The following is a 17,063-nucleotide window of genomic DNA, read 5'->3' as shown; positions in this document are numbered from 1 at the left end:
GTATTAATCTCAAAAGCATCAAACTAACAGCGACTGAAGTCGCAAGGAGAAAGGCAATGAAATGGACATTCAAGACGACGCTACTGGCACTATCTGTCGGTACGATAGGTTTAGTAGGGTGTAGCAATTCAGAAACGCCCGCAGCAGCTGGTACAGATACTGAAACCGCTTCAACGAGTGATATGCCAGTGCAAGGTGTTACGGATACCGAGATTCTATTGGGCGGTGCGAATGATCTATCAGGTCCGTTTGCAGGATTCGGTAATCCTGCGGTCGCGGGTGCCAATATGTATTTCGATGAGGTAAATGCGGCAGGCGGCGTTAACGGTCGCATGATTCGTTACGTCGTCGAGGACCATTCTTATCAAGTACCAAAGGCGGTACAGGCTGCTAATAAGCTCGTTAGTCGCGATAAAGTATTTGGTATGCTGATGTCGCTTGGTACGCCGCATAACTTAGCGAGTTTCCCTATTATGGATCGCGCCAATGTCCCTAATATTATGCCGATCACTTTTGCAAAACCTATGCAAGAAGAAGGGGCTTTCAATCGCCGTTATACGATGGGTAGTACCTATTACGACTCCATGAAAATGGGTATGGAATATTTGATTGCCGAAAATGATATTAAAAATTTATGTGTCATGTATATCCCCTCAGATTATGGTGAAGAGACCAATGAGGCGGCTAAGGATATCAGCGATAACAATCCTAATGTCACGTTAGTTCAGGCCAGCTCACATCGTCCTGATGAAACAGACTTTGCTGGTGCAATTGCTAAATTAAAAGAAGCCAATTGCGAGTTAATTGGCCTATCTCTTACGATACGCGGCGCTATTACTGCGGTAGGGACAGCGAACGCTATGGGCTGGACTGACGTGAAATTCATCGCTCCTGCAACGGGTTTCCATCCCGCAGTTGCCGAGGCACCAGGTGGCGCAAGTGAAGGTCTATATGCGGTTTCTTACTATAACGATTTGGCTTTGAGAGCGAATGAGCCTGAGACCAAAGCCTTTATTGAAAAGTATAAAAAAGTCACAGGGGAAGATGTATCAGCAGGTGCTATCCTTGGCTATACTTCAGCCAGAATCACTGTTGAAGGACTCAAAGCTGCAGGCAAAGATTTAAATGCCGATACTTTTAATACCGGTATGGAAACCGTTAGTTTTGTAGATGGCATCACAGGATCTACTATTGCGATTACTCCTGAAAGCCATGTCGCCTTTAACGATGTTTACTTATCGCAAGTACAAAGCGGCGCATGGAAAACCGTTAAACAGCTCAAATAAGTACGCATTATTCATTTAGTGAAATTTTGATAGCAACAAGCCATACATAAGTATGGCTTGTATCGTTTATAAACGTTGTGTTTTATATTTTAACTGTTTTATAAGTTTAAAATCCGTACTTAATACAAAATAAGCGATGAGCTACCGATAATAAAAATTAACTAGGATGACAAATTAGTCGCTTTATAAAGACTAGACTATCTGTGTCTAAGTATACAGATGTACAGCGAAATTGTTATGATTGACTGTTGATGCCTTGCAACCGTTGCGCTTATTTGTCAAACTATCATTAAGTGTCACACATTATGGAAGATGACTCTTATTGCCCGTATAGATGGTCGTTATAGACGATTATTTATATAGGTCATAATAATTAAAAAGGATGAACACTATGACCCAGAAATCATTTCCTATCGCCGCCGAGTTCATGGCTGCTGCCAATACCACGCCTGAGCAGTACCTCAAAGACTACGAACACTCTATCGAATCAACTGAGACAAGTGATGCTTTTTGGGCGAAGCGTGCTGAGCTAATCGATTGGATCAAAAAACCCACCAAAATCAGCAACGTTAATTATGATCTAGATGATTTCCATATTAAATGGTTCGAAGATGGTGAACTGAATATCTCCGTCAACTGCCTTGATCGACATATGAAAAAAAGCCCTTACAAGCCCGCCATCATATGGGAGGGCGATCATCCCTCACTACATAAAATCATCTCCTTTAAAGAGCTATATGAATCAGTCTGTCGTCTAGGCAATGCACTGCGTAAGCTTGGGGTCGAAAAAGGCGATCGCGTCACGCTATATATGCCGATGATACCAGAAGCCATGATAGCGATGCTCGCATGTGCGCGTATTGGCGCGGTGCATTCAGTGGTCTTTGGTGGGTTCTCTGCGGAGAGCTTGGGCAATCGCCTAATCGATAGCCGCTCAAAAGTCGTCATTACTGCTGATGAAGGCCTACGTGGTGGCAAGCATACACCGCTCAAAGCCAATGTCGATCACGCGTTAGATATAGATGGCACGGACAGTGTGGAAAAAGTCATCGTCGTCCATCGCACGGGTAGTGCCATACCGATGAGCGGTCACCGTGATGTCTGGTATCACAACCTGATAGACGGTGAATCAGAGCACTGCGAGCCTGAAGTCATGAATGCCGAAGATCCGCTGTTTTTATTATACACCTCCGGCTCTACAGGAAAGCCCAAAGGCGTACTGCATACCACCGGCGGCTATATCACCTATGCACTCTCTACCTTTCGTGATGTTTTTGATATCAAAGAAGACGATGTGTATTGGTGTACGGCAGATGTGGGCTGGATTACTGGTCACACATACTCAACTTATGCACCGCTTGCCAATGGCACAACGACAGTCATGTTCGAGGGTGTGCCAGAGTATCCAACGTGGGCGCGCATCGGTCATATCGTCGACAAGCACGACATTACGATTTTATACACCGCACCGACAGCGATTCGCGCGATGATGAAAGAGGGTGATGCTTTTGTACGAGAATCAGATCGTTCAAGCCTACGCTTACTTGGTTCGGTTGGAGAGCCTATCAATCCAGAAGCATGGGACTGGTACTACAATGTCGTTGGTGATGGTAAATGTCCAATCGTCGATACGTGGTGGCAAACCGAAACTGGCGGTATTTTGATGGCACCTATTCCAGGCACCGTTGATCTCAAGCCAGGCGCAGCGATGACGCCACTATACGGTATCAAACCAGAGATTATCGATGGTGATGGTGCGGTACTAGAAGGCGCTGCAGAAGGAAATCTGGCGATTAATAGTAGCTGGCCGGGGCAAATGCGTACCATTTATAATGACCACGCACGCTTTTTGAAGACCTACTTTAGTGATTACCCAGGTTTTTACTTCACCGGTGATGGTGCCCAGCGTGATGAAGATGGTCATTATTGGATCACAGGCCGCGTCGATGATGTACTCAACGTTGCTGGACATCGTTTGGGCACTGCGGAGATTGAGAGCGCGGTGGTCGCTCATCCTGCTACTGCTGAGGCCGCTATCGTCGGTATGCCGCATGAGATTCGCGGTACAGGTATCTGCGCTTTTATCATCCTGAAATCTGGTGAAGAAAAAACAGACGCACTCAAAGCTGAGCTAAAACGTCATGTGCGCACTGAAATTGGCCCAATTGCCACTTTAGATGCCATCTATATGGTTGATGCGCTACCAAAGACGCGCTCAGGGAAAATCATGCGCCGTATTTTGCGTAACCTTGCGGCGGGACAGTATGTTGGCTTGGGTGATTTGTCTACGCTTGCAGACAGCTCTGTGATCAATCAGTTGGTCGATGTGGTCAAAGCTGGTCGCGCAGAGAAGACTGGTTAATAGGGCTATATTGTTAAAAGAGTTGTTGAGAGCCAGTTGTTCTCATTCGTCTATCACAGCTGAGTAAAAGCCATGTTATCGAGGGTAGCATGGCTTTTTTACGGAGATAATATTGATATTGAAGCCTTTCAAAGGTTAAATATGATTGATAGACATATTATTCAAAATATCCCTGCCATTGTTATATAGTCAGTGCAAAGTAATATCGATACATCATCAGTATCGTAGCGTTCTTGGGGTATTTCGACTAGTTTTGGGATATTTTGAATATAAGTCTCTTTTTATCCAATAATTTATAAGGTCTACTGTCATTATGACTGATCACACTTTACTCTCAACTGATGAATCTTTCCCAAAAATAGCCATCATCGGTGGTGGTTTGACAGGATTGTTGACCGCCACATTACTAGAGCGTGCCTTTATTCAAAGCATAGCCATTAAAAGCACAGACCAATCCTCTATACCGCAAATAACCATTTTTGAAAAGTCACGCAGTGTAGGGCGCTTAGCCACCCGTTATCGTACCGATAGTCAAACTGGTAAAAATTGGCAATGGGCATTTGGGGCGCAGTTTTTTACCGCAAAAACGCCTAGCTTTCAGCAGTTTATTGCACCTTGGCTTGAGACTGATTTGTTACAACCGTGGTGTGCCGAAGTGGTTGCGTTAACGCCCGCTAATGATAATACTGAGTCATCTGATATACAGCACAAAGATGAATGGGGTACTGCCCAAGCTCGCTACATCAGTACGCCAAAAATGACCAGTTGGGGGCGCGCATTAGCCGATAATTTGCAACATACCAGCATCATATTCAAAACTCGCGTTGCACCCCTTGCGCAATATCCCCAAAACCAAACTGATGACAAGACTGAGCTTTTCGATGAATCTGGCAACAGTCTAGGCTGCTTTGATTGGGTAATTTGTACCACGCCAAATAGTCAAGCACTAGAGCTGATGGCAGAGAGCGGCTTTACGGAGTCAGCCAACATCGCCAAGCCAAAGATGCAGGCATGTTATACCTTAATGTTAGGCTGGGGTGAGGTGCAATCATTACCTGCAACATTGACCAGTCAAACACCATCAAGATGGGACGTGGCTTACGTAAATGATTCACCATTAGACAGAATATTCATCGAGCATCAAAAGCCTGCTCATAATGATTTGCTGCCCAGTGTCACGATCCATGCACGTAACGACTGGTCAGAGACACACGTTGATGACGACATCGACACAATAACAGAGCAGTTATTGCAAGCCGCGCAGCACGCGCTGCATTGGGAAAAAGATAGTGCTCCAAGCCAAGTAGACTGCCATCGCTGGCGTTATGCAGCAACGATTGTCGATAATAACGAGGCACTGGGTATCTTGGTCGATCCACAACATCAATGGATTGTCAGTGGTGACTGGTGCGGACAGGGCAATATAGAAAGTTGCTATCAAGTGGCAGTAGAAACGGTTCAGGCAATCAAACAATTCACACCATAAATAAGCAGGATATCATCAATTCTATATCAATTAAATACAGTGTCAGGCTCATTTAGCCTACTATTTGCCGTGCTTTCAATCGTCTTGCTTGCTTCTCCATTTTACAATTCTCAGCACCTTTTGAAGTTAAAAAGTAAAAGTTGAAAAGCCAACGTAACGACGTTATTCATAGCCTTTTTGGCTATATCAAGAATTTACAGACAAAAAAAGAGCCCACAGAGGAGGTGCTGTGGGCTGAGGAAAACTGATCGTGTAGATTGACTACAGGGCAGTGATGATGACTTATTATTATTGGTTTTCTTTGCTATTGTTTAACTAAGATTAGGGTAATAATGGAGAATTCAATGGATGCATATATTTGCTTACAACTTTAAGTGTACAACTGTTTTATTACCTTCGCTATCATAGCGCAAATAATTCTCATTTGGTTATTTCAGTTACATGACATTACGTTTCTCGATATTCTCATCCCTTGCTATGCGTTGAGCAATTGTTGCTGAACGAGGAATTTGGTTTAGCAAATTGCATGTGTTTACGACGTGTGATTGTGTTATAAAATAGATAGCGCTATCACTATTTCAGCAGTGGATAGTCAAGATTGATGTATTGAGATAAAAGTAATGGCTGTCTTTGAGTACGAGCAGTAAAACAATACATCAAGAGATGGCATGACGACGTGCTGGAAAAATGCTAAGCTATCCGCCATTATTATGTCTCTATTAAACTGGGTTTGCCATGACTGAGAATACGCAAGTGCATACGCAGGAGCCGTCAAGTACGCAAAATACCAAAAGTATTTTTAACTTGCCCAATAACCTTACTATCGCGCGTATCCTAATGATTCCGCTGTTTGTGGCGATTGCCTATTGGCCACCAGCCATGGGTATCGGAATGCCAGCCATTTCAGATAACGTGATTGCCCGAGTTGGCATGAGTGAATTCAGCGACAGCTTATTGCGGCACTTGTTACTGACTGGCGTGTTTATTATCGCGGCGATTACCGACTGGTTGGATGGCTACTTTGCGCGGAAGCTCAATGTTATGTCGGCGTTTGGGCGCTTTTTAGATCCCGTTGCGGACAAGCTCATGGTCGCCGCTGCGTTGATTATATTGGTTCAGTGGCATCCCAACATCATTATGGCGATAGCAGCGATTGTGATTATCTCGCGTGAAATCGCGGTATCAGCGCTGCGTGAGTGGATGGCAGAATTGGGTAAAAGTACCAGTGTCGCCGTGTCCTATGTCGGCAAGCTAAAAACGACCTTTCAGATGGTGGCTATCACAGTGTTACTGCTCAACTGGGAATCGCTTGAAATGATTGGCTATGTATTGATGGTCGCTGCTGTGATACTGACGTTGTGGTCTATGATGATTTATTTAAAAGCTGCTTGGCCATACCTAAAGCAAAGCGGTTAAGTTCATAACCTTAGTATCAAAAACATAAATGTTAGACAACAAAAAACGCCAGTCGCATTAGCCACTGGCGTTTTTGTTTTTGCTATTTTCTTTTAGATAACTATTTCTTATAGCGTCACTGAGTTGTTTTCACCCAAATTAGTCGCTTTTTTGCCGTCCATTACTGCAGCAGTTGTCATCTTAAACATATTGACGACTGAACTACCGCTAAGCCAGTATTCGGCACCATGTGGTACGACTTTGATTAGCTGTACGTTTGGATCTTCTTTACCTTGCTCGTAGAACGCATTATAAATTGGTGACCATAGCTCATCAAGTTTCTCTTGGTCTTCTACTAACTCTGCTTTACCGTTGATTGACACATAGTCTTTTGCATCTTGGCTGACATAGGCCAAGTTCACTTGTGGGTCTTTTTGGATATCGCTGACGGTTTCAGTGCTTTTATCACCAATGAACCAAATCTCTTTTGCGCCAATGCTCGTCTCGCTCGTTGTCATTGGGCAGGCATGTAAATGGCCTTCGTGAGTGCGAGTGGTCATCATGGCAAATTTCACTTCTTTTACCAGTGCTTGTACTTTATCAATATGGTCTTGTCTACTCATAGGAAATATCCTTTTCTTTATAGTGATTAAATAATAATAGTGATTAAATAATTGGTTGTTTATATATTAGTAATTTTTATTCTGCCTAGATACTTTCGACATAGTGAAAACAATCATCGTCCTAACAACTGGAACTAGAATACCGAGTTGTACCCATACATTTATATAGGCGACCAGTAATGCGATGTGAGTGTTTGTAAGGAGTATGAGGGTTAGGTAAAAAGTGTGACGCTGTGTATTTTTGCTGTCTGATTATCCAGTGCGAAGTTAAAAGGGTAGCGATTAGAGGTCAGCGTAAGCTCGCTATTCTGCAAATATTTGATAGCAGCAGAGCGCAACTTATCGGCAATTTATCTTGGTTTAGACCTGCTTATTACAGGGCTTCTTGTTATAATACGCAGACCATTTACTTAGCATGGCAGAGATGCCTTGATCTTACGGATTATGCCTTTATGATGACCATCGCCGGACAACCGTTTCTTACCGATTTTCAGACGCAGCAACTCATCAGTCAGTTTCAGCAAAAAACCGAGCTCAATGTCAGTCAAATAAGTACCCAGCAAGTGTATGTGCTATCACGCAAGCTCGAAGGTGATGAACATAAAAAGGCGTTAGACCTACTCGCTGTTGACAGTGCGACAGTGCTTGCCGACCCACAAGCTAATCAGATACAAGTCATTGTTGGTCCACGTTTTGGCACGATTTCGCCATGGGCAAGTAAAGCGACGGATATCTTTAATAACTGTGAAATTGAGCTTAACCGTGTCGAGCGTGTGGTTGTTTATACCCTAACAATCGATGGTGAAGCAGGCGAAAAACTACCAGTAGACGCTGAGCAATTATTGTTTGACCGTATGACTCAGAGCTTGGTCTATGATTTGAATGATTTGAACAAACTGTTTGATGATGAGCAGCCAGCATCATTGAATCATATTGACGTCATCGGACAAGGTCAGTCAGCGCTAGAGTCTGCCAATACCCAGTTTGGTTTTGCGTTATCAAGTGAAGACATTGATTATTTGATGAATGCTTATGTCAATGAACTAAAGCGTAATCCAACTGACGTTGAGCTGATGATGTTTGCACAGGCCAACTCAGAGCATTGCCGTCATAAGATTTTTAACGCTGAGTGGACAGTTGATGGCATTGTGGCGCCAAAGTCACTGTTCCAAATGATTAAGAATACTTACCAGTCGAATCCACAAGGTATCTTGTCTGCCTATAAAGACAACGCTGCTGTGATGGCAGGGTCTGACGGTATGCGTTTTTACCCAATCCCAACTGATGCGATGGATGCAAACTCTGCCCATCCTTATGACTTCCATCAAGAAGCAATCGATATTCTGATGAAAGTCGAAACGCATAACCATCCAACGGCTATCGCGCCGTATGCGGGTGCAGCGACAGGTGCTGGTGGTGAGATTCGTGATGAAGGCGCAACAGGTCGTGGCGGTAAGCCAAAAGCAGGTCTGACAGGCTTCCACGTATCACACCTACATATCCCAGAGCTCGCTGAAAAATGGGAGCAGTCAGGTCAGTTGAGCACTCAGGCTTATGGCACGCCAGACCGTATGGCAACCAGTCTGGAGATTATGACTGAAGCACCACTCGGTTCAGCCAACTTCTCAAACGAATTTGGTCGTCCTAATCTATGCGGTTATTTCCGTAGTTTCCAGCTTGATACCTCAGCGGCAAAAGACGGCAGCGAGATGCGCGGCTATCATAAGCCAATTATGCTGGCAGGTGGTTATGGCAATATTAAACGCAACCTCATTGAAAAAAATGCTATTCAACAAGGTGATTTGTTAATCGTCCTTGGTGGCCCTGCCATGCAGATTGGTCTGGGTGGTGGTGCAGCGTCTTCTGTTGATAGTGGTTCACTCGATGAAGGCTTGGACTTTGCTTCAGTTCAGCGTGACAATGCTGAAATGGAACGTCGTTGCCAAGAAGTGATGGATCGCTGCTGGGCACTAGCCGGCAATGATGTCGATGCGAGCAACAATGGCAAAGACGGCAACCCTATCGTGTCATTGCATGATGTGGGCGCGGGCGGTATCTCTAATGCAATGCCAGAATTGGTTAATGACCATGAGATGGGCGCGGTACTAAACCTGCGTAAAATTCCATCGTTAGAAGCTGGCATGTCACCAATGGCCATTTGGTCAAACGAAGCGCAAGAGCGTTATGTCCTCGCGATTCGCCCAGAAAGCGAAGCCCAGTTCGATGCGATCTGTGCGCGTGAGCGTTGCCCGTATGCCATCTTGGGATCAGCCACGGATGTGCGTCAGCTAGTCGTTGATGATACCTTGCTCGCTGAGCAGCCTGTTGATATGCCGATGCAAGTATTGCTAGGTGGCACACCGAAGATGAAGCGTAGCTTTGAGCGTCAAGAGAGCAGCTTGCCTGAATTAGATTTAGGTGAAGTCAATCTAGCTGAGTCTATCAAAGACGTCTTGCGTCACCCAACGGTCGCTAGCAAATCATTCTTGATCAGCATTGGTGACCGCTCTATCACTGGTATGGTCGTGCGCGATCAGTATGTTGGTCGCTATCAAGTGCCAGTATCAGATTGTGCGGTGACAGCGTCAGGCTTGATTGCACTAGATGGTCAGGTGATGAGCGGTGAAGCGATGAGTATCGGTGAACGTACACCAGTTGCGCTAATCAGTCCACAAGCCTCAGCACGCCTTGCAATTGGCGAAGCGATTACCAACATCGCTGGTGCGCGCATTGCTCAGTTGTCTGATATCACGATGTCAGCGAACTGGATGGCCGCCTGTGGTGATGATGCAGAAGACGCAGCTTTGTTTGACGCTGTCTATACAGTTGGTGAAGAGCTGTGCCCAGCACTGGGTATCGCGATTCCAGTCGGTAAAGACTCGCTATCGATGCGTGCCAACTGGACTGACAACGACAACGGCGATAGCCAAGATAAATCAGTCGTATCACCAATGAGCCTTGTGATTACTGCCTTTGCCCCTGTGGTTGACGTGGCAAAAACGCTAACCCCTGAGCTAATCAATGGCGATAGCGCGTTCTATCGTATTGATTTGTCTAAAGGTAAGCTACGTCTAGGCGGTTCAATCCTTGCGCAAACGCTTAGCCAATTGGGTAACGATTGCCCAGATTTAGCACAGCCGAGCGACTTGGTCGACTTCTTTAACTTTGTCCAAGCGGGCAATACACAAGGCGTCATCAGCGCCTATCACGATATCGGTGATGGTGGTCTACTAGCGACTATTGCTGAAATGCAGTTCACCAGTCGTCAAGGCATCAAACTGTCATTGACCGATGATAACTTACTCGGTCAACTGTTTAGTGAAGAGCTGGGCGCGGTCATCCAAGTATTGCCAGAAAACGTTGCTACTTTGATGGAGCTAGCAGATCAGCATAACGTGAGCGACATGCTAAGCCTCGTTGGACAAAGCTCTGAAGAAGACAGCTTACTAATCCAAACGCCAACGCTCATGGGTGATGACACTCTACGCTTTAGCCGTGCTGAATTACAGCAAGCATGGACGCAGGTCAGCTATCAAATCGCGCGTCGTCGTGATAACCCAGCGTGCGTACAGCAAGAGTATGACTTGATTGCTGATGCGAGCCATAAAGGCCTAATCGCTGCGCCGAACTTTGATCTGAATCAAAAAGTTGAAGAACCATATTTAGCCAGTCGCGAGAATAAACCAAGAGTCGCTATCTTACGTGAGCAAGGCGTCAACGGTCAGACAGAGATGGCAGCAGGCTTTACCCAAGCTGGCTTTGAAGCGGTCGATGTACACATGAGCGATCTACTGAATGGTCGCATCAATCTGCGTGACTTCGACGGTCTGGTCGCTTGTGGTGGCTTTAGTTATGGTGATGTACTCGGCGCTGGCTCAGGCTGGGCGAACTCTATCTTGTTCCATGACGAGCTACGCATGCAGTTTGTCCGCTTCTTTGCCCGTCCTGATACCTTCTCACTAGGTGTCTGTAACGGTTGTCAGATGATGGCTCAGTTAAAAGACCTTATTCCAGGTGCAGATAACTTCCCACGCTTCATCGCCAACCAATCGGCTCGTTTTGAAGCGCGTACGGTCAACGTAAAAGTCGAGCGTACCAAGTCTATCTTGTTCAAAGGCATGCAAGACAGCATCTTGCCAATCGCTGTAGCGCATGGTGAAGGCTATGCCACACTAGACAACAACGAAATCGACGGTATGGCAAAACACGGTCAGCTTGCGATGCGTTATGTCGATAGCCAAGGTCATCCAACTGAGACGTATCCGCTCAATCCAAACGGTTCTGTCGGCGGTGTCACGGGTCTGTGTAGCACTGATGGTCGCGTCACTATCATGATGCCGCATCCTGAGCGTAACCTAAAAGCCTATAACCACAGCTGGAAACCAGAAGAGTGGGATGAGGACGGCGCGTGGATGCGTATGTTCCGTAACGCTCGTGCTTGGTTGCGTTAATATTTGCCAATACAGTTTGAGTTGTTTTAGATAATAAAAAAGGTGGGCTTAGGCTCACCTTTTTTGTGTTTGAGGTTTGAGTTTTTGGAAGTAAAGGTTAGCGCTTATATCGTTTTTCAAGAATATAAATAATGAGACCCATGCTAAAATTGCGGTCGACAAAGATTAGAATTAAGCAAAATAAGGAATCAGAAAATGTCAGGAATTACAGATATCAATGAGCTATTGGGTTCTATGCAGCCAGCATTGGTCGATGAGTTATTTGTGTTTTGTACTGTAAAAGGACAGCTAGCGGAATACGTAAAATTAGCGCCACTAGCAACGTTTGTGGAGCCAGAAGGGCTGACTCTGGTTTTGACAAAAGACAACGCTGATGAGGCAGGTTTGCAGTACGAAGGCGTATTTCGGCAAATCACTCTAACGGTGCATTCAAGCCTAGAAGCGGTAGGTCTAACCGCAGCTGTGTCAACCAAACTGACCTCAAAAGGTATCAGTGCCAATGTGATCGCTGCCTATTATCATGACCATATATTTGTGTCGGACGATAAGGCGGAGCAGGCGCTATCTGCGTTAAAAGAGCTGAGTAATATATGATGTTTTTTGACGCTTCTAGTTGCATCGTTAAGACTTACTAAGTTAGTTTAGAATATTGTGTTAGATAGCTGTTTTTTAAAATAAGAAGGTGAGCGTGAAGCTCACCTTTTTTGTGTTTGGGGTTTTGGTTTTGGGTGTGTTTAAAAGTAGAGAGTTATTCCTGAAAAGTTTTAAAAAATTGCACTGTAATTTTAGCTTCGCAAGTGAAGTTTTCTTGAAGTGAATTTTATATCTGGCTCCTATCTAAGCTTCCGAGATAAAATATATATGTTATAGTAATGTTAGTAGCTCTACTATGTACTGACTAATTTTATTAAATGTATCTTATCAGAAAATATAATTTGTTAATTATTACTTCAATTTGTAGAACTCAAAGTTATGTATTGGATGTGTTATCATACGAACACCTGTGATATAATATACAGCTTTTTTGAAAATAGTGAAGAGCTGATTATTTTCTAAAACTAACATTACAGTACATTTTTAAATGTATTTTCTAAAAAATAGCATGCATTGACTAGTATGTTTTTCCACACTTGAGCTCATCAACATTCCTTTTTCTATATTTGAAAACAACCAGTAACTTACGTAAGGAGGTTATTATGAGATATTCAGCTATTGCTATTGCAAATGCTTTTATTGAACAATCTAATAATGGGAAAACTAATAACTTAACTCCAATGAAGTTACAAAAGTTAATGTTTTTTGCTCAATCATGGTACTTAAAATCAAACCATAGTGCTCTATTTGATGGATATTTTGAGCGATGGCAGTACGGCCCTGTTTTGCCTGAAATTTACCATGAGTTTAAAAGTTTTGGTGCTAAAAGTATTAACGAGTTTGGCTCCAGCATGTGGTCTGAATATCAGACAGTAGATTCAAATGATTACCAAGTAACCGAATTTCTAGAGCAGATAATTAATGCTTATGGTGACTATAGTGGTACTCAATTATCTTGGATGACACATCAGCCAGAAACTGCATGGTCAAAAGGGAAGGTGGGCACTCTCATCAACTTTCAAGAAATGACTGAAGGGAAAGTGTGATAGGGTGAATATTGCCTTAGATATAAAAACAACTTTTAAAAATATTGAAGAGAGTAGCGTTAATCAAGAAACGCCACTCTCTTTTTCCATTTCTAACGGTGCTATTACAAAATCTGGCAATATCATACGTTCCTACATGGAAGAATTAAAGTTAATTGGTATAAAAACTATAAGAGAAGAAGAGTTTAGAGAAGCACTGCTTGTACTTAAACAGCACCGAGAAAACCATATTCCACATCTAAAAATTTTTTCTTCTTTATTAGACAGTAAGTTGAAACGTTTGCAAATTTTTGAAAAAAGTATTGTTTCCTCTCGTTCAAAAAGATTAGAGTCTATAGCTAACAAGTTAGTAAGACAGCCAACAATGAGATTAGCGCAAATGGACGATCTAGTCGGTATAAGAGTTACTTTACCTAATATAGAGGTTTTAAATCAATTTTTAGCTAACAATAGCAATTGCGAAATAATCAATGCTGACTGCGTTTTTGAGGACTTTCACACTACAAATTATATTCTAGAACCGAAGTCTGATGGCTATAGAGGAATACATCAAATATTCAAATGTAAAACTAATGGAAATAATTACATTAGATTAGAATTGCAAATACGGACTAAAATCCAGCATGAGTGGGCGACGGTTGTAGAAATACTTGGGTCTTTAAAGCATGTTTCATTTAAATCAGGCCAAGGAGACGAAAATTATTTACAATTCCTCCAATTATCCAGTGTTCTATTTTCAATAGAAGAAGGTACTCCCACTGTTGCTGTCTATGCAGAGCTAACTCCAGCACAAGTATGTGCTAGGTTAAATAAATTAGATAAAGAATTACAGGTTATTGAAATGTTAAGGGGTATTAATTCCATACCTTCACCTAAGAAAAATATTGAAGCAAAGTATTATCTAATACAGTTAGATTTACATACTCGTGAGACAATAATTTTGCCATATAACGATGAACATGATGCTAATGAAGATTATGTGCGATTAGAGCAGACCTATCAAGGAAGTGAGATGTTTGATGTTGTGCTTGTGTCTGTAGATGAGGTTAATAACATTAAAGAAGCCTATCCGAACTATTTTCTAGATAGCAATGATTTTATCAGTAGATATACTGGATTGTTAATGAAATATTCATAATTTTGGTGAGTTATGTTTTGATATTACTATCTACAATAGTTTGATGAAAAACTATACTCTATAGTGATTGCCTTATCACTTACCCTCAAAACCCTTCCGAGCCTCAGCAATCAATTCATGAATCTTAGCACTTTCCTTTAACACACAAGCATCATAAGCAGAAAGTGGCTCAGACTCTTGTTCTTTTTCCTGATCTTGCTTGGCTTTTTCTGCTAAATACTTTTCAAGTTTATAGGCTTCAGAATCGCCCATAGTTAATCCTCCGTATAATTTTTACCCTATAAAAAACGGCACTGAAATCAGTGCCGTTTTATCAGTCGTGATAATGTAAACCCTAACCACGACTCATCAACTACTGATGCGCTACGTTATCAATCCCAGCTTAAAATCACCTTACCGCATTGCCCACTTTCCATGATATCAAAGCCTTCTTGAAAGTCATCAATGTGCATGCGATGGGTAATGATAGGCGATAGATCAATACCGCTGATCAGCATTTGCTCCATCTGATACCACGTCTCCCACATCTCACGGCCATAAATACCTTTTAGGGTTAACGCCTTAAAGATAATCTTGCTCCAATCCACCGTGGTGGTGTTAGGCAAAATGCCCAAGAGCGCAATTTTAGAGCCGTTATACATATTGCTAATCATCGAATCAAAGGCCTGAGGCGAGCCTGACATCTCAAGCCCAATATCAAAGCCGTGCATTTTTAACTCAGCAATAGCGCCTTCGATGGTTTCACCTTTGGCTGGGTTGATGGTCATCGTCGCGCCCATCTTTTTGGCAAGCTCTAGGCGATAATCGCTGATATCACTGACCACAATATTACGCGCCCCTGCGAAGCGGCAAATCGCCGTTGCCATTGAGCCAATCAGCCCCGCACCCGTAACCAGTACATCTTCACCAAGGACAGGAAATGAAAGGGCAGTATGAGTAGCGTTGCCAAAGGGGTCCATAATGGCTGCCATCTCATCGCTGATACGCTCATCGAGTTTGATGACATTATCGGCAGGTATCACCAAATATTCGGCAAACGCGCCATCGCGATCAACGCCCACGCCGATGGTGTTTTCGCACACATGTAGCTTACCACGGCGGCAGTTTCGGCAATGCCCGCAAGCGATGTGTCCTTCGCCAGTGACTCGATCACCCACTTCAAAATGCTTCACGCCATCGCCCATTTCGCTAATGATACCGACGTATTCGTGTCCGATGATCATCGGCGTCTTGATGGTTCTTTCTGACCACTCATCCCATTTGTAAATGTGCAAATCTGTCCCGCAAATGGCGGTTTTTTTAATTTTAATTTTAACGTCATTGATGCCAACAGTAGGTTCTGGCATGTCTTGCATCCAGATGCCTTTTTTGGCATGGGCTTTAACCAGTGCTTTCATACTTTTCTCTTATTTAACGGTGTTGTACTTAATGGTTGAATCTAGCGAGTGAATACCGAACAAATACCGAACGACGCTTAATCAATCACCTTCATTTGCTTAGCAACTTTGATAAAGGCGGCGATACACTGGTCGAGCTGCTCGCGAGTATGAGCGGCAGAGAGCTGGACGCGGATGCGAGCCTCGTCTTTGGGTACGACAGGGTAGAAGAAGCCAATCACATAAATGCCTTCTTTCAGCAGTGCGTCTGCCATTTGCTGGGAGACATTGGCGTCATAAAGCATGACCGCACAAATTGCCGATGCGGTGGGCTTGATATCGAAGCCTGCATCTTGCATTTTCTTCACAAAATAGGTGGTATTTTCATGCAATTGGTCTTGTAGGGTATTGTCTTGTGATAGCATTTCAAACGCTTTTACCCCAGCGGCAGCTACCATAGGAGGAATGGAGTTTGAAAACAGATACGGGCGTGAGCGTTGACGCAGCATCTCAACGATTTCTTTTTTACCCGTGGTAAAGCCGCCAATAGCACCGCCAAAGGCCTTGCCCAAGGTACCAGTGATCAGCTCAATATCACCACGTAGATCAAACAATTCAGTCACGCCGCCACCCGTGTGACCGACCACGCCTGCTGAATGCGACTCGTCAATCATCACCATGGCATCATATTTTTGTGCCAACGCATAAATCTCATCCATTGGCGCCACATTACCATCCATTGAAAACACACCATCGGTGACAATCAAACGAAAACGCTGAGCTTGCGCCGCTTGCAATTGCGTCTCCAAATCCTGCATATCTGCATTAGCATAACGATAACGCGCCGCTTTACATAGGCGCACACCGTCGATGATTGAGGCATGATTTAACGAATCAGAAATAATGGCATCTTCGCTAGTTAGCAGTGGCTCAAAGGCACCGCCATTGGCATCGAAACAGGCCGCATAAAGAATCGTATCTTCAGTATTAAAAAACTTAGAAATTGCCGCTTCTAATTGCTTATGCAAATCTTGCGTACCACAAATAAACCGCACCGATGACATGCCATAACCTGAGTTTTCGATGGCTTCCATAGCCGCCTTTTTAATCTCAGGATGGTCAGACAGTCCAAGGTAGTTATTGGCACAGAAGTTAAGCATCTCACGACCATCGGCGATCTTGATGAGCGCATCTTGCGGAGAGGTGATCACGCGCTCGTTTTTATACAGTCCTGCTGCGCGTATGTCGCTGATTTCTTGTTGTAGGTGTTTCTGAAAGTCTTGATACATAAAGATTCCTTTTTTAA

General features: G+C 43.7%; 12 protein-coding genes. 8 read left to right on the top strand and 4 right to left on the bottom strand.

The features are described 5' to 3' along the window. Window positions 1–56: 56 nt before the first annotated feature. The 4 genes from JMY08_RS10855 (at window position 57) to pgsA (ending at window position 6,550) form a co-directional block, all read left to right on the top strand. The gene (locus JMY08_RS10855; protein WP_189583181.1) at window positions 57–1,286 is read left to right on the top strand and encodes an ABC transporter substrate-binding protein; all 1,230 of its coding nucleotides are present in this window, start codon (window positions 57–59) and stop codon (window positions 1,284–1,286) included. A 391-nt stretch (window positions 1,287–1,677) separates the two neighbouring features. Further along, on the top strand, window positions 1,678–3,648 hold the full coding sequence (gene acs, locus JMY08_RS10850; RefSeq protein WP_201593311.1) for an acetate--CoA ligase: 1,971 nt from the start codon (window positions 1,678–1,680) through the stop codon (window positions 3,646–3,648). Window positions 3,649–3,961: 313 nt separating this feature from the next. Then, complete coding sequence (locus JMY08_RS10845; RefSeq protein WP_201593309.1) at window positions 3,962–5,134, top strand: NAD(P)/FAD-dependent oxidoreductase; 1,173 nt, start codon at window positions 3,962–3,964, stop codon at window positions 5,132–5,134. Between the two features lie 735 nt (window positions 5,135–5,869). After that, window positions 5,870–6,550 carry a CDP-diacylglycerol--glycerol-3-phosphate 3-phosphatidyltransferase gene (gene pgsA / locus JMY08_RS10840; RefSeq protein WP_189583172.1) on the top strand — a complete coding sequence of 227 codons (681 nt, stop codon included), beginning with the start codon at window positions 5,870–5,872 and terminating at the stop codon, window positions 6,548–6,550. Between the two features lie 107 nt (window positions 6,551–6,657). On the opposite strand, the gene JMY08_RS10835 is transcribed toward pgsA, so the two are convergent. Continuing rightward, on the bottom strand, window positions 6,658–7,152 hold the full coding sequence (locus JMY08_RS10835; RefSeq protein WP_189583168.1) for a pyridoxamine 5'-phosphate oxidase family protein: 495 nt from the start codon (window positions 7,150–7,152) through the stop codon (window positions 6,658–6,660). Window positions 7,153–7,604: 452 nt separating this feature from the next. On the opposite strand from JMY08_RS10835, the gene purL reads away from it, so the two are divergent. From purL to JMY08_RS10815, 4 genes are all read left to right on the top strand, one after another. After that, window positions 7,605–11,603 carry a phosphoribosylformylglycinamidine synthase gene (gene purL / locus JMY08_RS10830; protein ID WP_201593307.1) on the top strand — a complete coding sequence of 1,333 codons (3,999 nt, stop codon included), beginning with the start codon at window positions 7,605–7,607 and terminating at the stop codon, window positions 11,601–11,603. Window positions 11,604–11,798: 195 nt separating this feature from the next. After that, entirely contained in the window at window positions 11,799–12,197 is a 399-nt protein-coding gene (locus JMY08_RS10825; RefSeq protein ID WP_201593305.1) for an ACT domain-containing protein, read from the top strand. Window positions 12,198–12,799: 602 nt separating this feature from the next. Then, window positions 12,800–13,243 (top strand): Panacea domain-containing protein, encoded by a 444-nt coding sequence (locus JMY08_RS10820; RefSeq protein ID WP_201593303.1) that lies wholly within the window; start codon window positions 12,800–12,802, stop codon window positions 13,241–13,243. Between the two features lie 4 nt (window positions 13,244–13,247). Continuing rightward, window positions 13,248–14,381 (top strand): RelA/SpoT domain-containing protein, encoded by a 1,134-nt coding sequence (locus JMY08_RS10815; protein WP_201593301.1) that lies wholly within the window; start codon window positions 13,248–13,250, stop codon window positions 14,379–14,381. Between the two features lie 75 nt (window positions 14,382–14,456). On the opposite strand, the gene JMY08_RS10810 is transcribed toward JMY08_RS10815, so the two are convergent. The 3 genes from JMY08_RS10810 to kbl all read right to left on the bottom strand — a co-directional run bounded on the left by JMY08_RS10810 (window position 14,457) and on the right by kbl (window position 17,046). Then, on the bottom strand, window positions 14,457–14,633 hold the full coding sequence (locus tag JMY08_RS10810) for a hypothetical protein (protein ID WP_201593299.1): 177 nt from the start codon (window positions 14,631–14,633) through the stop codon (window positions 14,457–14,459). Between the two features lie 119 nt (window positions 14,634–14,752). Continuing rightward, on the bottom strand, window positions 14,753–15,778 hold the full coding sequence (gene tdh / locus JMY08_RS10805) for an L-threonine 3-dehydrogenase (RefSeq protein WP_201593297.1): 1,026 nt from the start codon (window positions 15,776–15,778) through the stop codon (window positions 14,753–14,755). Window positions 15,779–15,855: 77 nt separating this feature from the next. Then, window positions 15,856–17,046, bottom strand: a complete 1,191-nt coding sequence (gene kbl, locus JMY08_RS10800) for a glycine C-acetyltransferase (RefSeq protein WP_201593295.1) — start codon at window positions 17,044–17,046, stop codon at window positions 15,856–15,858. Window positions 17,047–17,063: the final 17 nt, after the last annotated feature.

Source organism: Psychrobacter sp. Pi2-51 (assembly GCF_904846665.1).
Classification (GTDB): Bacteria; Pseudomonadota; Gammaproteobacteria; order Pseudomonadales; family Moraxellaceae; genus Psychrobacter; species Psychrobacter glaciei.
This window is presented reverse-complemented; position numbering and strand designations above follow the sequence as displayed.